The organism is Streptomyces sp. NPDC038213, assembly GCF_055600495.1.
This window is the reverse complement of sequence record NZ_JBVJYM010000029.1, coordinates 23,152-42,976: the sequence shown is the minus strand read 5'-3', so window position 1 is coordinate 42,976 and position 19,825 is coordinate 23,152. Positions and strand designations below refer to the sequence as shown.

The 19,825-nt window shown below is 75.3% G+C and carries 15 protein-coding genes; 7 read left to right on the top strand and 8 right to left on the bottom strand.

The features are described from left to right. Window positions 1-131 precede the first annotated feature (131 nt). Window positions 132-752, top strand: coding sequence for a DJ-1/PfpI family protein (locus tag ACZ7JZ_RS28995; protein WP_470944360.1), 621 nt, complete (start codon window positions 132-134; stop codon window positions 750-752). Window positions 753-774: 22 nt separating this feature from the next. Further along, entirely contained in the window at window positions 775-1,116 is a 342-nt protein-coding gene (locus tag ACZ7JZ_RS28990; RefSeq protein WP_470944357.1) for a nuclear transport factor 2 family protein, read from the top strand. Between the two features lie 25 nt (window positions 1,117-1,141). Here the strand turns inward: ACZ7JZ_RS28990 and ACZ7JZ_RS28985 are convergent, their stop codons facing one another. Further along, the gene (locus ACZ7JZ_RS28985) at window positions 1,142-2,050 is read right to left on the bottom strand and encodes an aminoglycoside phosphotransferase family protein (protein WP_470944354.1); all 909 of its coding nucleotides are present in this window, start codon (window positions 2,048-2,050) and stop codon (window positions 1,142-1,144) included. Between the two features lie 242 nt (window positions 2,051-2,292). Between ACZ7JZ_RS28985 and ACZ7JZ_RS28980 the strand changes: the two genes are divergently transcribed. Continuing rightward, window positions 2,293-2,655, top strand: a complete 363-nt coding sequence (locus ACZ7JZ_RS28980) for a hypothetical protein (protein ID WP_470944351.1) — start codon at window positions 2,293-2,295, stop codon at window positions 2,653-2,655. 54 nt (window positions 2,656-2,709) lie between these two features. Here ACZ7JZ_RS28980 and ACZ7JZ_RS28975 read toward each other — a convergent pair whose 3' ends face one another. From ACZ7JZ_RS28975 to ACZ7JZ_RS28965, 3 genes are all read right to left on the bottom strand, one after another. Further along, window positions 2,710-3,954, bottom strand: coding sequence for a serine hydrolase domain-containing protein (locus ACZ7JZ_RS28975; RefSeq protein ID WP_470944348.1), 1,245 nt, complete (start codon window positions 3,952-3,954; stop codon window positions 2,710-2,712). A gap of 104 nt (window positions 3,955-4,058) precedes the next feature. Continuing rightward, complete coding sequence (locus ACZ7JZ_RS28970) at window positions 4,059-4,685, bottom strand: TOPRIM nucleotidyl transferase/hydrolase domain-containing protein (RefSeq protein ID WP_470944345.1); 627 nt, start codon at window positions 4,683-4,685, stop codon at window positions 4,059-4,061. Between the two features lie 109 nt (window positions 4,686-4,794). Then, window positions 4,795-5,184: a VOC family protein gene (locus ACZ7JZ_RS28965; protein WP_470944342.1), complete on the bottom strand. Its 390-nt coding sequence runs from the start codon at window positions 5,182-5,184 to the stop codon at window positions 4,795-4,797. 161 nt (window positions 5,185-5,345) lie between these two features. Between ACZ7JZ_RS28965 and ACZ7JZ_RS28960 the strand changes: the two genes are divergently transcribed. The 3 genes from ACZ7JZ_RS28960 to ACZ7JZ_RS28950 all read left to right on the top strand — a co-directional run bounded on the left by ACZ7JZ_RS28960 (window position 5,346) and on the right by ACZ7JZ_RS28950 (window position 9,023). Next, entirely contained in the window at window positions 5,346-6,542 is a 1,197-nt protein-coding gene (locus ACZ7JZ_RS28960) for a winged helix DNA-binding domain-containing protein (RefSeq protein ID WP_470944339.1), read from the top strand. A 210-nt stretch (window positions 6,543-6,752) separates the two neighbouring features. Then, window positions 6,753-7,697, top strand: a complete 945-nt coding sequence (gene sigJ / locus ACZ7JZ_RS28955; protein ID WP_470944337.1) for an RNA polymerase sigma factor SigJ — start codon at window positions 6,753-6,755, stop codon at window positions 7,695-7,697. A gap of 123 nt (window positions 7,698-7,820) precedes the next feature. After that, window positions 7,821-9,023: an NAD(P)/FAD-dependent oxidoreductase gene (locus tag ACZ7JZ_RS28950; RefSeq protein ID WP_470944334.1), complete on the top strand. Its 1,203-nt coding sequence runs from the start codon at window positions 7,821-7,823 to the stop codon at window positions 9,021-9,023. Here the strand turns inward: ACZ7JZ_RS28950 and ACZ7JZ_RS28945 are convergent. Further along, on the bottom strand, window positions 9,010-9,765 hold the full coding sequence (locus tag ACZ7JZ_RS28945; RefSeq protein ID WP_470944332.1) for a DUF4232 domain-containing protein: 756 nt from the start codon (window positions 9,763-9,765) through the stop codon (window positions 9,010-9,012). The two genes, ACZ7JZ_RS28950 and ACZ7JZ_RS28945, sit on opposite strands and share 14 nt — an antisense overlap. Before the next feature lie 210 nt (window positions 9,766-9,975). On the opposite strand from ACZ7JZ_RS28945, the gene puuE reads away from it, so the two are divergent. After that, a complete protein-coding gene (gene puuE, locus ACZ7JZ_RS28940; RefSeq protein ID WP_470944330.1) occupies window positions 9,976-10,884 on the top strand; it encodes an allantoinase PuuE in 909 nt (302 codons plus the stop codon). Between the two features lie 7 nt (window positions 10,885-10,891). Here the strand turns inward: puuE and ACZ7JZ_RS28935 are convergent, their stop codons facing one another. The 3 genes from ACZ7JZ_RS28935 to ACZ7JZ_RS28925 all read right to left on the bottom strand — a co-directional run bounded on the left by ACZ7JZ_RS28935 (window position 10,892) and on the right by ACZ7JZ_RS28925 (window position 19,802). Beyond that, window positions 10,892-12,016, bottom strand: coding sequence for a Dyp-type peroxidase (locus ACZ7JZ_RS28935; RefSeq protein ID WP_470944328.1), 1,125 nt, complete (start codon window positions 12,014-12,016; stop codon window positions 10,892-10,894). Window positions 12,017-12,096: 80 nt separating this feature from the next. Beyond that, window positions 12,097-12,561: a hypothetical protein gene (locus ACZ7JZ_RS28930; protein ID WP_470944326.1), complete on the bottom strand. Its 465-nt coding sequence runs from the start codon at window positions 12,559-12,561 to the stop codon at window positions 12,097-12,099. A gap of 2 nt (window positions 12,562-12,563) precedes the next feature. Beyond that, entirely contained in the window at window positions 12,564-19,802 is a 7,239-nt protein-coding gene (locus ACZ7JZ_RS28925; protein WP_470944324.1) for an RHS repeat-associated core domain-containing protein, read from the bottom strand. Window positions 19,803-19,825 lie beyond the last annotated feature (23 nt).

Genomic DNA, 19,825 nt, shown 5'->3' with positions numbered 1-19,825 from the left:
CGGGGTCCGGCTTCATGCCGCCACTATATGCCGTTCACCGACATATATAAATCGAGGGTCTATGCCGGTCCCCGAATCCGCAGGCCGGAGGGTGCCCGCAGGGTTCGACAGGGCCTCGATATGCTGCGGCGATGGACATCGTGATCCCGCTCTTCGACCGATTCGAGCCGCTCGACGCCGTCGGGCCGTACGAGGTCCTGGGGTACGTGCCGGGCGCCACCGTGCGCTTCGTCACCGATGAACCGGGCCTGGTGCAGGACGTGTTGGGCTCGATGCCGGTGCACGTGCCGACCCGGTACGCGGACGTGGAGCACTGCGACGTGCTGCTGGTCCCCGGCGGCGGCAGCTTCCGGGCCATGTCGGACGACCCCGCCTTCCTCGCCTGGGTGCGCCGGATGCACGGGGGGACCCGCTTCACCACCTCGGTGTGCACCGGCTCGCTGGTGCTCGGCGCGGCCGGGCTGCTGGACGGGCTCACCGCCACCACCCACTGGGCCGCCGTCGCCGACCTGGAGGCGCACGGGGCGGTCTACAGCGCGGAGCGCGTGGTCCGCCAGGGCCGGGTGATCACCGCGGCCGGGGTCTCCTCCGGCATCGACATGGCCGTCCGGCTGGCCGCCCTCCTCACCGACGAGGTCACGGCGCAGGCCATCCAGCTGTACACCGAGTACGACCCGCAACCGCCCTTCGACTGCGGCTCGGTGGCCAAGGCCCCGGCCGAGGTCGTCGAACGGGCCCGCACCCTGGGCTGACGCCCCCGAAAGGAAGACCCGGATGACTCCGGAAGAGATCGTCGACGGCCAGCTGGCCGCCTACAACGCCCGCGACCTGGAGGCCTTCCTCGGCTTCTACGCCGAGGACGTGCCGGTGCACGCCTTCCCCTCCGGGGAGGAGCTGGCGGACCGGTCGGGCCCGGCCTTCCGGACCCGGTACGCCGCCCTGTTCGACGCCAGCCCCGGCCTGAACGCCGAACTGGTCTCGCGCGTCACGCACGGGCGCATCGTCATCGACCAGGAGCGGGTGACCGGCTTCATGGGCGGCGGGGCGGCCGTGTCCGCCGTGGCGATGTACGAGGTGGGGCCGGAGCGCATCGAGAGGGTGTGGTTCGCCGTCTGAGGGGACGGCCGGGGCGGGCTCCGGGTCAGCGGCTCCCCGCCTCGGCGAGCACCGCCCGCAGGCGGGCCCGGCACTCGTCCGCGAAGGACGGGAAGGTCTCCCGGTAGTACGGCAGGCCGACGGCGGCGACGGCCACCGCCCAGGAGCGGGCGCGGGCCCAGGCGGCCCCGTCCGGTGCGAGGGCCTCGCGGTAGGCCTCCCGCGCCTCGGCCGGCAGGTCCCAGACGGGGGCGTGCTCGGCGTCGGGGTGGCCGACGGACAGGCCGCCGAAGTCGATGAGGGCGTGCAGCCGGCCGTCCGCGACGAGGAGGTTGGCCGGCCTGAGGTCCCCGTGGAGCCACACGTGCGGACCGGCGGGGTCGGGCAGTTCGGCCCCCGCCCGCCAGATCCGGTGCAGGGCGTCCGCGTCGAGGTCCGCGCCCTCGAGGGCCCGGCAGTCCTCGATGGCGCGGACGGCCCACTCGTCGCAGTCGCCCAGGCTGCCGCCGCGGTACCAGTCCAGCCCGGCCCCCCGGGCCGCGCCCATCAGGGGGGCGGAGTGCAGCTCCCGTACCGCCTCGGCCAGGTCCGCGCCGAAGGCGGCCCAGTCGCGGACGGTGCCGGGGCCCGGCTCGGCCCCCTCGATCCAGCGGTAGACCGACCACTCGGCGGGGAAGCGGTCCGTCGGCGCCCCGGCGTGCACGGGCTCGGGGATCCGGCAGCCGAGCTGCGGGGCCAGGCGCGGGAGCCATTCCCGCTCCTTGCGCAGCGCGGCCGCGTGCGCGGGGGTCCGCGGCAGCCGTACGAGCAGCTCCCCGCCGAGCCGGTACATGGTGTTGTCGGTGCCCGCGCCGGCCCGGGTGAGGGGCAGGTCCGCCCACTCGGGGCGCTGGGCGGCGAGCAGGGAGCGGACGAGGGACTCGTCGGCCGGGATCTCATCCTCGTGGAGCGTCACCGCAGGAGTCTCGCTCGCGACCGGCCGGAAGGGCGAGTGGTTTTCGCCCGGTTGCGGACTGCAAACGGCCTGGTACGGCAACTGCGGTCCTGTCGGGGGGTATTGGACGGCATAGGCCGAAAGCTTATGCCCAAAAGGTTACTGTCCGCGGTCGGCCGGGGTCCGATAGCAATGCCCCGGGGCCCGGAGGGACCCGCCGACCCCCGGCGGGCGAGACCGGCGCCCGCCGAGAGGACACCCCCGTGATCCGCACCCGTATCGCCGCCCTGGCCGCCGTTGCCGTGACCGCCCTGGCGATGGGCACCGCCCCCGCCTCCGCCGCCCCCGGCGAGACCCTCAACGTCTGCGGCAGCACCATGACCCCGGCCGGCTGGGTGGACGTCCAGTGGTGGAACAGCAGCGGCTGCGGCTCGGGCTTCAACCCGAACTCCAAGCAGATCAAGGACCTGACCGGGCTGCCGGTGGGCACCCAGGTCAACGCCTGCGGCTCGGCGTGGCCGCCGGCCGGCTGGACGATCGTGAGCACGTACTACTCCAGCAGCTGCCGCTACTCCGCCGTGCCCAGCCTGAGCCCCAACACCTGGACCATCAAGCGCACTTCCTGAGGCCGGGGGCGGCCCGGGCCCAGCCGGGATCCGGGCCGCCCTGCCGCGCGGGGCTCAGCCGAAGTCGGGGATCGGGTGGTCCGGGGCGAGGGCCGCGGCGATCCGCTGGGCGATCGTGTGGGCGGTGTGGCCGCCGGGGGTGGCCGGGCCCTTGGTGGTGGAGACGGCGATGGCCAGGCGCTGCTGCGGCAGGTACGCCTGGGAGGCCGTGAACCCGAAGAGCAGCGGGTGCTGGGCCGTCCAGTTGCCGAGGACGAGCAGGCCCATGCCGTAGTGCGTGGCCTCGGTCTGGGCGAGGCAGACGGTGGCGGGGCACTTCTTCGTCGCGTGGCCGAGGCCGACGGTGCCCGGGTTCAGGAGCTGCTCGTACGAGGCCGGGGAGAGCAGTTCGCCCGAGCCGATGCCGGCGGCCCCGCGGGCCAGGTCGCAGATGTCGGTGGTCTGCACGGCGCCGGGGGCGGTGGTCCACGAGGGGCTCCAGAAGGTGGACTCCTCGTACGTCCCGCGCTCGGCGGTGAAGGCGTGCAGGACGGGCCCGGGGATCTCCGGGGTGAAGCTGTTGCGGGTCTCGCGCAGTCCGAGCGGGCCGAGGACCTGCTCCTTGAGGACCGCGTCGAGGCGCTTGCCGGCGATCTTCTCCAGGGCGGCGCCGAGGAGCACGAAGTTGGCGTGCGAGTAGTTCCAGTTGGTGCCGGGCTTGTACCAGAGCGGCTTGCCCGTGGAGACGGCGACGAGCTCCTCGGGGGTCCACTGGCGGAACGGGTTCGCGTAGACGGTCTCGGCGAAGCCCGGGGTGGTCACGTAGTCGACCAGGCCCGAGGTGGAGGCGCCGAGCATCCGCAGGGTGATGTGCCGGCCGTGCTTGAGGTCGGGCAGCCAGCGCGAGACGGGGTCGTCGAGGTCCGCCCGGCCCTGGTCCACCAGCCGGAGCAGGGCGGTGCCCATGTAGCTGATGGCGATGTTGCCGTTGCGGAAGTGCATGGCGGGGTCGGCGGGAACACCGGTCATCGACTCGCCGAGCGCGGAGGTGACGACCTCGCGGCCGTCCACGGTGACGCGCACGATCACCGACTTGAGGTCCATCTCCGTCTTCGCCTCACCGGCGATCCGCAGGATCTCGGCCGCGGGTCCGCGGTGGGGGGCCGGGGAGCTGACGCAGTGCCCCCGCCGCTTGCCGCCGCCGTCGGCCGGGTCCGCGCCCGCGGCGGCGGTCGTGACGGGGGCGCCGAGGGCGGCGACGAGCGCGGTGACCGTGGCGAGGCGCAGCAGCGCGCCGGTGCGGCGGCGGGTGGGTTCCATGCCCGCAGTGTGGGCGGGTGCCGCGGGCGGGCGGGGGGCGGCGGGGCCCGACCCGCGGGAAGATCACCCGGGGGGCGGCCCGGTGCCCCGGGCGGGGCGGGCGCTCAGAGGGCGGCGAAGAGGGCTTCCAGCGGGGCGGGGGCCCGGCCGGGCGGCAGGGCGCGGACGAGCACCCCGCCGTAGCGAATCTTGCGGCCCTTCTTGGTGCCGAAGAAGCGGCGCAGCTGCGCCTGCGGTGCGCGGCCCTGCTGGGCGGGCTGGCGCAGGAAGGTGTCGAGGGCGCGCTGCTCCCCCTCCTCCGAGACCAGCTCCCGTACCCGGTCGACGCCGAGGGCGCGGACGAGCTCGTCCTCAAGGTCGGCCGCACAGACGAAGAAGTCCTGCTCCGGGGCCCCGGCCCGGTGCAGGGCGCGGGCGTAGTAGCCGCGCTCCCGCTCGTCGCACAGGCCCGTCAGGCGCAGTCCGAGGCCCTCGGCGCCGAGCAGCTGCGCGAAGCGGCCGACGCTCATCGCGCCGCCGATCGGCAGGACGCAGACCCCCTCGGCGGCGAGGTCGCGGCCCCGGGCGGCGGCCAGGGCGTCGACGGCCGCAACGTCGCTGGGGCCTTCGAGGAGGACGACGGCCCGGACGGGCAGCCGCGCGGCCAGGTCGCGGGCGGTGCCGCCGGGGGCGCCCGCGGCCCAGGCGAGGACCGCCTCGCGGAAGCCCGGCATGCTCGGCGTATCAGGCATGCGGCCGAGTCTGCGCCCCGGGCGGCGGGCGCGCCACGGATTTTCCGCCCGGAGCGGCTGCCGGGCGGCTGCGGTCGGGTGCGGTCCGCCCGGCGCGGCTCCCGCCCCGTCAGCCGATCTGCATGAGCTGGATCAGGTTGCCGCAGGTGTCGTCGAGGACGGCGGTGGTGACCGTGCCCATGTCCAGCGGCTCCTGGGTGAAGGCGACCCCGAGGGCGCTCAGCCGGGCGTGCTCGGCGCGTACGTCGTCCACGGCGAACGAGGCCGCCGGGATGCCGTCCCCGACCAGCGCCGTCTTGTAGGGCTGCACCGCGGGGTGCCCGGAGGGCTCCAGGAGCAGTTCGGTTCCCTCGGGGTCCTCGGGCGAGACCACGGTCAGCCAGCGGGCCCCGCCGCCGAGGGGCACGTCGTGCTTGGGCGTGAAGCCGAGCACGTCCGTGTAGAAGCGCAGGGCCTTCTCCTGGTCGTCGACGAAGACGTTGGTCAGGTGGATCCTCATGGGGGCTCCCGGTTCGGGCACGGGCGGGTCCCGGCCGCCGGGTGCCCACTATGCACCTGCGGGCGCGGCCGCCCGCTGCCGCCACCCCGGGGTGCCCGCGGCCCCCGCGGCGGGCCCCGCCACCGGGCCCGAGCCGGGGCGGACGGGGGTTATCGTGCCGTATGAAGATCACCGCGGGGGAACTCAACCGGTCGTCGCTCGACCGCCAACTCCTGCTGTCCCGGCAGCCGTTGTCCGTGGCCGAGGGGGTGCGTCGCGTGGTGGCCCTCCAGGCGCAGCAGCCCGCCTCCCCGTACCTCGCCCTGTGGAACCGGCTGTCCGGCTTCCGGCCCGACGAGGTGGACGCGGCCTTCGCCGGGCGCACGCTGGTCAAGGCGACGCTGATGCGGATCACGCTGCACGCGGTGCTCGCGGAGGACTACCCGGTGTTCCGCGGGGCGGTGCAGGGCACGCTGTTCGCCTCCCGGCTGGGGGCGCGCTTCGCGGCGGCGGGGCTGACCCCGGCGGACGCGGAGCGGCTCGTACCGCAGCTGCTGGCCTTCGCCGACCGGCCGCGCAGCTCCGCCGAGATGCAGGAGTGGCTGGCGGAGCGGGTGGGCGCCGAGCGGAAGGAGGGGGCGTGGTGGGGCCTGAAGGGGTACGCGCCCCTGCACCACGCGCCTGCGCGCCCCGCCGCGGCCGGGGGCGGCGCACCGGCAGGGGCGGCGCGGGCGGCGGTCCCGTGGTCCTTCGGGGACCGGCCGTCGTTCGTGGCCTCGGGGGCGGCGCCCGGACCGGCGGTACGGGCGGCCGATCCGGAGGCGCTGCGCACGCTGGTCCTGCGCTACCTCGGGGGGTTCGGCCCGGCGTCCGTCGCCGACGCGGCGCAGTTCTCGATGGTGCAGCGGGGGGCGGTGCGGCAGGCCCTGCGCGCACTCGACGGGCTGGTGGAGCGGCTGGAGGGGCCGGACGGGGCCGAGCTGTTCGATCTCGCGGGGGCCTCGCGGCCCGCGGCGGACGTACCGGCCCCGCCCCGGCTGATGGCGATGTGGGACAGCCTGCTGCTGGCGTACGCGGACCGGAGCCGGGTCATCCCCGAGGAGCTGCGGCGGGTGGTGGTGCGGGTGAACGGGGACGTCCTGCCGACGCTGCTCGTGGACGGGTACGTGGCGGGGGTGTGGCGGCCCGTGGCGGGCGGGATCGAGGCCACGGCCTTCCGCCCGCTGTCCGCCGCGGCCTGGGAGGGGCTGGCCGAGGAGGCCGGCTCGCTGACTGCGCTGCTCGCCGGGCGCGACCCCGCCGTGTACTCCCGCTACGGGCACTGGTGGCCGCGGCTGCCCGCGGGCGAGGTGCGCGTCCTGCCGGGCGCCGCCTGCTGATCTCCCGTCAGGACTGCTCCCCACCAGCAGATCCGGCGGCCTTCGGCCGAACCTCCAAGGCGGCGGTGCCGGTCGGCGGGGGCAGGGCGCACAGGGCCCGCCGCGGGCGTCCCGGGGACGGGAACCCGGCCGCCGGACGGCGTTTCTGACGGAGCGTCACTCCTGGACCGCCGCCGGGGACGGCCGGCGGGCCCCGGTTAGGATGCGGGCATGCCGCTGACCCTGAACGACGTCGACCGCTTCGAGGCCGCCCGGCCCCGGCTGGAGGCCATCGCGTACCGGCTGCTCGGCTCCGCGAGCGAGGCCGAGGACGCCGCGCAGGAGACGTTCCTGCGCTGGCAGGCCGCCGATGTGGAGCGGATCGAGGTCCCCGAGGCCTGGCTGACCAAGGTGCTCACGAACCTGTGCCTGAACCAGCTGTCCTCGGCGCGGGCCCGGCGCGAGACGTACGTGGGGCAGTGGCTGCCCGAACCGCTGCTGGAGGGCGACCCGATGCTCGGGCCCGCCGATACGGCGGAGCAGCGCGAGTCGGTGTCGTACGCCGTGCTCACGCTGATGGAGCGGCTCCCGCCGAACGAGCGGGCGGTGTACGTGCTCCGGGAGGCCTTCACGTACCCGCACCGGGAGATCGCGGCGATCCTCGACCTGTCCGAGTCGGCCAGCCAGCAGATCTACCACCGGGCGAAGAAGCACATCGCGGACGGCCGGGCGCGCAGCGAGATCGACGGGGCGGCGGCCCGGCAGATCGTGGAGGAGTTCCTCGCGGCCGCCACGAGCGGCCGGACCGAGCCGCTGGTGAAGCTGCTGACCTCCGACGCCTTCTCCGTCGGGGACGGCGGCGGGAAGGTCCCGGCGCGGACGAAGCCCTTCGAGGGCGCCGTCGCGGTGGCCCGGTTCATGCGGGGGCTGTTCAAGCCGGCTCCGGCGAAGCGGGCCCTCGTCGGGGGCAGCGCCGACATCCACCTGACCACGGCCAACGGCGGCCCGGCCGTCGTGGCGGTGGTCGGGGGGCGGGTGGTCGGGATCATGTGCCTGGAGGTGGTCGCGGGCGGTATCGCGGCCTTCCGCAACCAGGTCAACCCCGACAAGCTCGAGCGGGCGACGGGCGTGTGGGGCGCGGAGGAGCACGGAGAACCGCTGTTCAGCGCGTTCTGACCGCCCCGCGAAGGAGTGTGGTCCAGCTCACATCCGGATCCTGTCAGGAATAGCGGGGCTGCCCGGTTCAAGGTGCGCAAGGGCAGTGAACAGCGGCGGACCCGCGCAGACAGGAGCATGGACATGAAGCACCGCATCGTCGTTCTGGGTGGCGGCTACACCGGAGCCGTCGCGGCCGGCCGGCTCGCCAGGCGCCTCCACCGTGACGACGTGGAGATCACGCTCGTCAACGCCGACGCCGATTTCGTGGAGCGGGTGCGGATGCACCAGCTCGCCGCGGGCCAGGACCTCGCGCCGCGCCCCTTCGCCGAGATGTTCGGGGGCAGCGCGGTGGAGCTGCGGCTCGCCCGGGTCACAGGTGTGGACGTGGACCGCAAGACGGTGGCCCTGGCTCCGGCCGGGGATGCCGGGGATGCCGGGGAGCTGGCGTACGACACCCTGGTCTACGCCCTCGGCAGCGGCTGGCAGGACCGGGCCGCCGAGGGGGTCGCCGAGCACGCGTACGAGGTGTCGAGCCGGGCCGGTGCCCTGCGGCTGCGCGAGCGGCTGGCGGGGCTGGCGGCGGGCGGCCGGGTGCTCGTGGTCGGCGGCGGGCTGACCGGGCTGGAGGCGGCGAGCGAGATCGCCGAGGCCCGGCCCGACCTGGACGTGGCCCTCGCGGCCCGCGGCGGGCTGGGCGACTGGCTGTCGCCGAAGGGCGCCGGGCACCTGCGGAAGGTCTTCGGCGGGCTGGGCATCACGGCGCACGAGAACGTGACCGTCACGGCGGTCGGCGCGGACGGGGTGGCCACGGCCGCGGGCGGCAGCATCCCGGCCGAGGTCACGGTGTGGACCACCGGCTTCGCGGTGCACCCGATCGCCCGGGCCACTGCCCTGGAGGTGGGCCCGACGGGGCAGATCGTGGTGGACGCCACGATGCGCTCGGTCTCGCACCCGGACGTGTACGCCGTCGGGGACGCGGCCCTGGCCGCCGGTCCCGGCGACAAGCCGCTGCGCATGTCGTGCGCCTCGGGCACCTTCACGGCCTGGCAGGCAGCCGACACCATCGCGGCCCGCCTCACCGGCGGGAAGGTCCCCCACACGCCGATCCGCTACTTCAACCAGTGCATCTCGCTGGGCCGCCGGGAGGGGCTGATCCAGTACGTCACCGCCGACGACCGGTCCAAGAACGCGGCGCTCACCGGCCGGCTCGCGGCCTTCTACAAGGAGATCGTCTGCAAGGGCGCGGCCTGGGGCGTGGCCAACCCGACCCTCGGGATGCCCGTCCGGCGCCGCCGCGTGCTGCGGGCGGCGGCGCCGGCGGCCGCGGCGGTCACCGCGCCTTGAAGGCGTACTTCTTGACGGCGCTCTGGTCGAGGTTCCAGAAGGTGACCGCCACCCGGTCGTCGACGTTCACGAACCGGTCCGGGTAGCGGACGACGAGGGGCCTGCCGACCTCGTCGTTCGCGATCCGGTCGTGGAAGGCGAGCCGGACGGTGGTGACGGCCTCGGTCTGGTTGCCGCCCCGGTAGAGCCGCAGGGCCGCGTACGCCTTCCCGCCCGGTGCGATCGTGGCGGGCCCGGCGGCCGGGGACTCCATGGGCAGCGGGGGCTCCTCCTCGCTGCCGTACCCGTCGATCCTGATGATCGGGTAGAAGTACAGGGTGCAGGGGCGGCTGCCGGTGTTGACGGCGGTGAGGAACATGTTCTGGGCGCTGTCCTGGCGCTCGAACTCGCCGGTCACCTTGATGTTCGCATCGGTGCAGGGGGCGACGCCCTTGTCCCCGTGGCCGCCGGGGCCGGGGACGGCGGTGGGGTCGCCGTCCGTACCGCCGTCCCGGCTGCCGTCGCCGTCCTGCCCGCCGTCGGTGCCGGGTGCGGTGGTGCCGGTGCCGCCCTGGCTGCCGGAGGGGGCCGTCCCGCCCTCGCCGGGAGCGGCGGACCCGCCGGCGCCCGGGGCGCTCGTGCGGCCGGCGCCTCCCGCGCGGTCCGGTCCGTCGTCGCCCTGGCAGGCCGTGAGCGACAGGGCCGCGGCGACGGCCGCGGCGGCGACGAGGCAGTGCTTCAGCCCAGTGCGAGTGGTGCGCATCGTGAACCCCCGTGGAATCTGTGGAACCTGCTGTCCGTGTGCGTGCGTCGGTCGTGCGTGCATCGGTTTCCGTGAACGGTGACGCATCGGTGCCCCCGCCGGATCCACCGGATTCCCCCTGGTCGCGGGCTGTTACCAAGCCAGGACACGGAGGGCCCCCTTCCGTGTCCCTTCCGCGGCGCGCGCCCGCGGCCGCAGTAGGGTGCCGCCGTGTCCGAGCACCAGCGCGACCTCACCGGCTACGGGGCCGAGCCGCCGCACGCCGCCTGGCCCGGCGGCGCCCGGGTGGCCGTCAGCCTCGTCCTCAACTACGAGGAGGGCGGGGAGCGCAGCGTGCTGGACGGCGACCCGGCCTCCGAGTCCTACCTGCACGAGATCATCGGGGCCCCGCCGGTGGCGGGCGGCCGCGACCTGAACGCGGAGTCGATGTTCGCCTACGGTGCGCGCGCCGGTTTCTGGCGCGTGCACCGCACGCTCGCCGCGCACCGGGCCCCGCTGACCGCGTACGCCGTGGGGCAGGCGCTGGAGCGCAGTCCGGAGGCGGCCCGCGCGATGGGCGCGGCGGGCTGGGAGGTCGCGGGGCACGGCTGGCGCTGGACCGACTACCGCGGGGTGCCCGAGGCGGAGGAGCGCGCCGACATCGCGCGGACGGTGGACACCGTCCGGCGGCTCACCGGGCGCAGGCCGGTGGGCTGGTACACGGGCCGGACGAGCCTGCGGACGCGGGAACTGGTCGCCGCGGAGGGCGGGTTCCTGTACGACTCGGACGACTACGCGGACGATCTGCCGTACTACGTGGAGGCGGCCGGACGCCCGCACCTGGTGCTGCCGTACGCGCTGGACACGAACGACTTCAAGTTCCTGATCGTGCACGGGTTCACGACGGCCGCGGACTTCCTCGCGTACCTGGTGGACGCCTTCGACGCCCTGCACGCGGAGGGCGCCGACCGGCCGCGGATGATGAGCGTCGGACTGCACTGCCGCATCACCGGCCGTCCCGGGCGGATCCGCGCCCTCGACGGGTTCCTGGCGTACGTGGCCCAGCGCGGCGGGGCCTGGGTCGCGACCCGCGAGCAGATCGCCCGGCACTGGCTGGCGACCCACCCGCCACGCGGTTGACGCACCGTCAGGACAGTTCGGCGGGCCAGGAGTCGGCGGCGGGCGGGACGAAGTAGTAGCCGCCGCCCGTGGTCAGCAGGTACTTCGCCATGGACTCGCCCTCCAGGCGTGCCTGTACGGCCTCGAACCCGGCGGCCGGATCCCGCTGGAAGCAGCTGAAGAGCAGCCCGGTGTCCCCGTCGCCGCGGTCGTACGCGTAGCTGCGCCGGACCAGCGGAGGCGGTGAGCGGCGGTCGGGGGCCGCGCGGCGGACGTGGGAGTCGAGCGGGGTGGTGCGGCCGCGCGGGTCGGCGCCGAACTCGGGGCGCTCGCCGGCGGGGGTGCCGTCCAGCCAGCGGCCGTCGCGTCGGCGGCCGATGATCCGCTCCTGCTCCCCGACCGGGTCCGCGTCCCACAGGGCGGTGGCCAGCCGGACGATCCGGACGACCTGGTAGCTGCCGCCCGCCGCCCAGGCGGGTTCGCCGTCGCCGGGGCGGACGAGGGCCCGGTCGGCCACGGCGCGCTCCCCGTCGGGGTTCCCGAACCCCTCGGTGAAGTGGAAGGGGTTGCGGGTCAGTCCGGGCCCGGGGCCGCCGGGCCGCCGGCCGTCGGCCCGCCAGCGCTCGCGCCAGTGGGGGGCCGCCGCCAGGATCTGCCGCAGCCGCCCGGCAGCGGTGGCCGCGTCCCGCCCGCCGGCCTGGAGGAGCACCTCGCCGTGGCAGCGGGCCGGGTCGAGCAGGTCCCCGGCGTACGGGGGCATCTCCCGCAGGAGCCGGGGGCGGCTGCGGGGGGCCGCGGCGAAGGCGGCGGCGCCGAGCGCGATCCCGCCCTCGTCCCCGCAGACCTCGGCGGTGCGGCGGGCCAGGGCGGCCAGCGACCCGAGGGGGTTACCGGACACGGAGTCGAGGGCGAGGAGGGCGACGTACGGGGGCGGGTCGACTCCGCGCAGCTGCGGGGGCAGGGCCGGGCCCGCGGCGCCGGAGCCGCCCGTGCTGCCGGAGCCGTCCCCGGCCGTGCAGGCGGCCGCCCCGGCGCCCGCGGCCAGGGCCGGGACACCGGTGAGGAGGGTGCGGCGGCGCAGGCCCGCCGCGGCCGGGGCGGGGGCCGGCTCCCGGGCCGCAGAGGCCCGGCCGGCCGGTGCCTGCCCCGCCACACGCGGCCGCCGGACCGCCGGAGGACGGGACTGCGGACCGGCCGGTGCCGGGTGCCCCGGCGTGCCGGCTGCGTCCGCGGTCACTGCGGGACCCACTCCAGGAGCGCGGGCAGCCCCCGGTGGTCGACCGCCTCCGTGGTCATGACCACCCTCTTCCCGCAGGCCCGCCCGGTCTCCGCCATGAACTCCGCCACCGCGCGGAAGGACTCCGCGTCGCGCACGTCCTCCGGGTCGAAGGTGAACTCGATCTCCCCGGGGTCGAAGAAGTGGCACGCGAACCACACCCCGCCGAGGCGGACGGACAGGCCCGCGCTGTCCTCCGGGTGCGCGGCCAGGAGGGGGAACAGCGCGCCGGCGCGGTCCTTCACGTCGAACGGCACCTCCGGCAGGGTCGTGGAGAAGTGCACCTCGTCCGCGCGCCGGCAGAGCCGCTCGACGACCCGGCTCCAGTCCCCCTCGCCCACGTCCGGGACCCACACGTCCCGGAGCGCGCCGTCCGCCTCGAACAGGCGGCTGTCGTACGCCACCACCGCTCCCTCCGCCATCTCTACAGGAACCCTTCGAACGTCAGGGCCCCGCCCCGGTCGCTCCACCGCGCCCCCCAGCCGCCGGGGATGCGCACGTCGCGCACGGTACCGCCGTAGTGGGCGGCGGCGGACCGCACGGTCGTGGTGGCGCTGGGGTTGGTGAGGATCTCCTCGATCATCTCGGCGGCGATCTGCGAGCGCTCGCTGTTGGTGACCCGGCCGAAGTCGTAGAGGCCCACGTGCGCCGCGCCGCGCTTGGCGAGGTTGCCCGCACTGGTGTCGCCGTGCTTCTGGAGGGCGCGGCCGGCCGCCGTGAGCTGCCCGCTCACGGGTTTGACGGCCGCGGCCAGGAGGTCGCCGCCCGCGGCGCCCGCACACGAGTTGTGCACCAGGACGGGGACCCCGCCCGCCAGCACGTGGTACGTGCCCAGGTCGGCGACGGTCAGGTTGTAGACCTCCGCCACCGCGGTGCGGTGCCGGACGGCCGTGACCCGGGCGGCCCCGCCGCCCGCGGTGGTCAGGGGCCGGCCGGCCGCGAGGGTGCCCGCGCCGACCCACTCCCCGCGGTCGGGCGCCCACACCGGGTGGTCCGCGGTGGCCGTCACCGTGCCCCGGTCCCCTTCGGCCGTGGCGACGGTCAGCCCGACGAGCTCCTTCTCCCCCGATCCGCGGATGAGCGCCGTCACTTCGCGTGCTCCGGTCCTGCCCGTGCGCGGGTCGGCCGCGGCCACCCGGTCGCCGGGCCGGACCTCCTCGATCGGCTTGCGGGTGCCGTCGGCCATCAGGACCCGGGTGCCCGCGGCGAAGCTGTTGGGCAGCGCGCAGGCCCTCGCGACCCGCCCCAGCCACTTGGCCGCGGCGAACAGCGGCCCGAGCATCCCGCCCGCGCAGCCCACGAGCGCCGCGACCCCGACGTCACCCCAGTCCACCTTCCGGCCGGACAGCCGCTGGACCCCCCACTCGCTGAACCCGTCGACGGCGGCCCCGGCGAGGCAGCCGACGATCAGCGGGTTGTTGCCGGTGGGGTCGGTGTAGGTGGTGGGGTCGGACAGGGCGTACTGGTAGAGGTTCGAGCCGCCCGCGTGGCCGATCGGGTCCTGCGAGAGGAAGCGGCCGGTCTGCGGGTCGTAGTAGCGGTTGCGGTGGTACTGCAGCCCGGTGCCGTCGGCCTCGCGGCCGGTGAAGGTGTACGGGTTCGTGGTCGCGGCCCCGCTGCGCACGGCGGTGCCGTTCGGGTCGTAGGCGTAGCGGGTGGAGATCTTCCCGTCGGTGCCCGCGAGGGCGAGCACCGAGCCGAGGGCGTCGGTCAGGTACAGCTGCGTCTTGCCGCCCGCGGTGCGGGTCAGGTAGTCGTCCAGGCCCGCCGAGGCGACGGTGGCCGAGGTCGCCCCGGCGGCGCTCTGCTCGACCAGCGGGTTGGACCCGTCGGTGAGGAAGCGCGTGGTGCTGCTGCCCGAGGTCTTCGCGGTGCGGTCGCCCGAGGGGCCGTACGAGAAGCCGGACTTCAGGCCGGACCCCGTGATCCCGGTGAGCTGTCCGGCGGCGTTCCACTGATAGGTGCGCAGGCCGTCGGCCGCGAGCCGGCCCTCCTTGTCGTAGGTGAGGCTCCGGCCGGCGAAGGAGGTGAGCCGGTTGTCCTTGTCGAAGACGGATCCCGATTCGGCGGCGGGCAGGACCACGCCGGCGAGCGAGCCCGCGAGCCGGGCCTGCCGGCCGAGGGCGTCCCTCGTGTACTGGAGGTCGCCGACGGTGGCGGCGCCCTTCTTGTACGCGATGGAGGTGATGCTGCCGGCCGCGTCGTAGCCGGTGGTGCGGACGACGCCGCCGGGGTACGTCGCGGTCTTGCGGCGGCCCGCCGCGTCGCGCGTGAAGACGACCGCGTCGCTGCCGGTGGTGACCGCCTCCAGCGCCGAGGTCCTGTCGTAGCGGTAGACCGTCTTGACCCCGGCGGCCGTCATGGTCGCGCGGCGGTCGGCCGCGTCGTAGGTGTAGGCGACGGTGCCGGTGGGGCCGGTGGTCCGGCGCAGCCTGCCCTGGGGGTCGTAGCGGAAGGACTGGGTGCCGGCCCGGGTGTCGGTGATCTTGTCCAGGCGGTCCAGGGCGCCGTAGGTGAACACGGTGCGTGCTTCGGCGCCCGTGGCGGTGACCCCGGTGGCCGAGGTCGTCGTACGGTCGAGCAGGTCGTAGGCGGCGGTGGACACCTGGCCGGCGCGGTTGGTGGCGGAGACGGTCCGGCCCGCGGAGTCGTAGCCGAACAGGGCCTGGCGGCCGAGGGGGTCGGTGGCGGTCTTCGGCCGGTCGGCCTTGTCGTACGTCCACACGGCCGTGTTGCCGCGGGCGTCGGCGAACCGGAGCAGGTTGCCGTTCTCGTCGTAGCCGAACGCCGAGGCCTGGCCGAGGGGGTCGGTGACGCGCACGGGCTGGTTCAGCTTGTCGTAGGCGACGGTGGTGCGCGCGCCGGCGGTGTCCGTGAGGGCGGAGGCGCGCCCCGCGGCGTCGGTGAACCGGGTGCTGGTGCGGCCCAGGGGGTCGCGGACCGCGTGGAGGTCGCCGTGCCGGTAGCCGTAGGAGGCGACGGCGCCGTCCGGGTTCTTGACGTTCTTCGGCTGCCCGGTGGGGTGGTGGCTGTAGGCGGTCACCCGGCCTGCGGCGTCGGTGACCTTCTTAAGGTTGCCTGCCGTGTCGTACGTGTAGGCGGTGCTGTTGCCGAGCGGGTCGGTCACCTTGGTCGGCTGGTCGAACGGGCCGCCGTAGACGGTGGTCCAGCCGCTGCGCGCGTCGGCGGTGCCGGCCAGTTCGACGGCCTTCGTGATGTTCCCGTTGGCGTCGTACTTCAGCTCGGTGCGCCGCCCGAAGTGGTCGGTGACCGATTCGATGCGGCCGTTCGCGCCCCGCTGGTAGACGGCCTTGCGGGCCAGCGGCGACCCGTCGGCCTGGGTCTCCGCCAGGCCCCGGCCCTCGGCGTCGAAGACGACCTTGCGGACGGCTCCGCCGGGCTGGGTGACGCGCACGGACTTCCCGCCGCCCGCCTCGGCCTTGTACGTGAAGGCGTAGGAGGCGCCCTCGGTGAGCTTTTGGGTCTTGACGCGGCCGTCGGGGTGGTAGGTGTTGGTGAGGTAGGTGATGCCTCGGGGGTCCTTGATGGACTTGATGCGGTTGCTCGTGCCGTCGTAGGTGTACGCGGTGGTCTTGCCGGCGGGGTCGGTGACGGTGGCGAGGCGGCCCGCGGAGTCGTACGCGTAGCCGACCGTGCGGCCGGTGTTGTCCCGGACCTGGCGGACCCGCTGCTCCTGGTCGTACGTGAAGGCCAGCCAGCGGCCGCCGGGGGCGTCGACGCGGGCGGCCGGGCCCTTCTCGTCGCCCAGGCCTCCCATGCGGGTGATCTTGGTCTTGTTGCCGTGGCGGTCGCGGATCTCGCGCAGCGGGGAGTACCAGGGGAAGACCCAGGAGCCGCCGTCGCGGAAGCGCAGGACCCAGGAGTTCGACCCGTCGACCAGCTCGTGGGCGATCTTCGAACCGTGGAACTCCGAGGCGGTGCCCGTGGGTTCGAAGACCGCGCCGTAGGCGCCGCTGCCGGGGCTGGTGCGCTTGAACGGGATCTTCGCGCCGCCCGGCAGGTGGACGTCGACGACCGTGTAGTACTGGGTCGAGTGGAGGAAGGCGTTGTAGGACAGGTCGCGGCCGATGCCGAAGGCCCGCTTGTACTCGTCGCCCTGCCAGTAGGTGCGGGCGACCTGGGCGGAGCCGAGGGCGCCGCCGACGGCGAGGTCGGTGCGGGAGTCGGTCATCAGGCCGGTCGCGAGGTCGACGGGGTCGCCGGAGAGCCAGTCCACGGCGTCCTTGAACCAGCTGGTCTTCGGCGGGCTGGAGCCGTCGATGTTGAACATGGCGCCGTGGAAGGACCAGACGCGGGTGCCGGGGTCGGGGACGACCCGGCGGCCGTCGGCGGAGACCCGGCCCTTCCCGTAGACGTGCCAGCCCTTCTTCGCGGGGTCGTAGTCCAGGAAGCTGACGCGGGTGCCGGGGGCCTCGCGCGTGTAGTTGGGGTAGACGACCTGCGCGCCCTCCGGGAACACGTACGTCCCACCGGGCTGGACCGTGAAGTAGACCGGCACGACCCCGTTCTCCGGCAGCGGGAACGGCGGCCGGTCGATCGGCACGGCGGTGATGCCCAGCTCGGTGACGGCCCGGCCCCTGTCGTCGCGGACCACCGAGCCCTTGGGGATACGGACCTCGAGCCCCGGGATGTGCGGGGTCTTCAGGACCACGTCCTGACGGGCGGGCGCCTGGAAGCGCACGGTGTGCCGCGTGTCCAGCGGGGTCATCCACACCGGGAAGCCCAGATCGACGGTACGGCCCGCCCGCGGCGTGATGCGAATGTCGAAACGTCCGTAGCGGCGGCCCGCCGTGTCGGCCGAGGAACCGTCCACGACCAGGGTCGTGGCGTCCTCACCGATCCCGGCGAGCAGGAACCGGCCGCGGGCGTCGGTCCGGGCGGTGGTGCTGCCGACGCGGACCGAGACCCCGGGCAGGGGCGTGCCGTCGAGCCGCAGGACGTGTCCGGCGAGCGCGGTGCGGCCGGCCGGGGCGCGCAGCGGGGCGGGGGCCGCGGGGGCCCTGCCGCGGCCGGTGGTCCAGACGTGCCCGTCGAGCTGGGCGCGGGCGGGCCGCCAGGCGTCGGGGCCGACGGGGTCGACGGGCGCCGCGGGCTTCGCGGCGGGCGCGGGCTTCGGCGCCGCCCCGGGGACGGGACCCGGTGCGGGTCCGGCGGCCGCGGCGGCCGTTTTCAGTCCGAGGCTGAAGGTGCCGGTACGGGCCTGGTTCGGGGCGGCGGTGAGGGTGTACGTGCCGGTCTCGGGCAGGTCCGCGAGCCGGACGTCGGGGTCCTCGTCGGAGACGTTGGCACCGTCCATGACGAGCCGGCCGTCGGGGCGGCGTACGGACAGCAGCCAGCCGTACGGGGAGGCGCCGACGTCCAGGGTGAGCCGCTGCCCGGCCGTACCGTCGAAGGTGTAGCGGGCGTTCTGGCCGCGGCCGGTGATCTCGGCGGACTTGCGCGCGCCGCCGACGGTCAGCTTGCCGCCGGACACGTCCGGCCGGAGCGTGGCCGTGACCTTCCCGGTCAGCGGCTCGTCGGGGGCGACGCGGACCCGGTGCTCGCCGGCGGCGAGCGGGGCCCTCAGGTCCACGTCGAGTTCGTCGGACAGGTACATCCTGACGGTCAGCGGGGTGCCGTCGGGGGCTTCGGCCACGACCCGGGCGGGGCCGAAGGTGGGCCCCTCCAGCAGGACCGCGGCCCCGCTGCCCGCGGTGGCGGCCACCGTGAAGTCGAGGGTCTGGCCCGGGCGGGAGACCGTGCCGGCCGTGGGCGCGTTCGCGGCCAGCGCCACCTCCTTGCGGCCCGACAGCCACAGGACGGCCTTGCCGGTGACCGCGGCCTCGGGGGTGACGGTGACGGCGTACTTCCCGCCCGGCTGGAGGTCCTTGATGTAGAGCACCTGGTCGCGCCTGGTGTACGCGTAGCCGAGGTAGTGGCCTCCGGGCCCGTACAGGTAGATCTGGCTCTGGACGGGGATCGTGTTGCCGGTGAGCGCGAATCCGGCGCTCCCGCCGGGCGGGGCGGTGAACTCCGCCCGGATCCGCTGTCCGGCCCGCGCCAGGTCGACGGGGGCCGACGGCCCGTCGAGGGTGAGCGCGGGGCGGGCGTCGGCGGACAGGGTGAGGGTGACGGCGCCCGTCTCGGCCCTGAACGGGACGACGAAGACGGTGTACGTGCCGGCCTCCGTGAGGTCCTCGAAGCGGCGGACGGCCGAACCGTCCGAACCGATGTCCGTCCTTCCCCCGATCAGGGTGCCGGAGGGCGAGAACACCGCGAGCGAGGCCCCGGACGCGAAGGACCCGGCGGTGGCGGCCACCGACACGTCCGCGCCGGCCGCGGCCTTGAAGGAGGCGTGGACCCCCTGGCCGATCCGGGCGGTCCTGCCGGTGGCCGGGGCCGCGGTCGCGGTCAGCTGCGGCAGGGTCAGGGCCTTGGACACGGTGACCTTGACCGTGCCCGGGTTGTAGGTGCTGCCGGACTTGACGAGCAGGGAGTAGCGGCCGGCGGCGGGCAGGGCGGTGACCCCCCAGCGGGTGGTGTACCGGCTGACCGTGCCGTCGCCCCCCACCGGCTTGCCCTGCGGGTCGAGGAGTTCGAGGGAGAGGTCGCTGCGGTACGTCGAGTCGGTGAAGGCGAAGCCGACGTGGTCGCCCTTCGCGGCGTCGAAGCGGACCTCGGACGCGTTGCGCGGGGCGGTGGTGCCGACCACCGGCGGGGTCGTGTCGGTGTACGAGGTCAGGGCGCTGGTCTCGACCTCCCCGGTCCACCGGCCCACCGCGAACGGGGCCGCGGAGACGGCGGTGCCGTCCGGGGTCGCGAGTTCGACGGGTGCAGTGGTGCCGGCCGCGGACATCGGCACCTTCACCTTGAGGGCGGTGGCGCTGCGGGCGGTGACGGTGGCGAGGATCCCGCCGAAGCGCACGGCGTTGTCGGTCGCGGCGGCGGCGAACCCGGCGCCGGTGAGGGTGACTTCGGTACCGGGCTGCCCCTCGGCCGGGGCCATCGCGGTGATCTTCGGCGGTACGGCGGCCGTGAAGGACTCGGCCGCGGCGGCGCTCGCGCTGCCGACCCCGACGGTGACCCTGCCGGTCGCGGCGCCCGTGGGGACCTTGACGACGAGCTGCTGCGCCGAGGCCTTGAGGACGGTCGCGGCCCGGGTGCCGAAGGTGACCTTGTTCGAGGCGGCGGTGGCGGAGAAGCCGGTGCCGGAGAGGGTGACGGAGGCCCCCGGGAGGGCCCGTACCGGTACCACGGACAGCACGGACAGCCGCGCCGACGGGTAGCGCTCCACGGCCAGCCGGTTGCCCGCGGCGTCGTAGCGGTACCGGGCCGTCTCCCCGGCGGGGTCGGTGATCCCGGCGAGCCGGCCGGCGGCGTCGTAGGCGTAGACGGCGTTCTTGACGGCGGCCGCGGCGGCGCCCTGCGGGCCGGAAGCCGACTCGGGACCGGCGGGTGCGGCGCCGTTCGGCGGCGGGTCCGCGGCGGGGGCGGCCGCGGCCGCCCGTTCCCGGTCGGGCACCAGCGCCTCGGCGGACACCGCTCCCCCGGCCAGGGCCAGGGTCAGGACCCCCGCCACGAAGGCGCGGGCGCGCAGCCGGCCCGGTGGACGTGCATCGAGCCGCGGACTCAGACCGGTACGCGGGCGCGCCGAAGCACGCATGGAAAACCGCTCCCCCACTACGC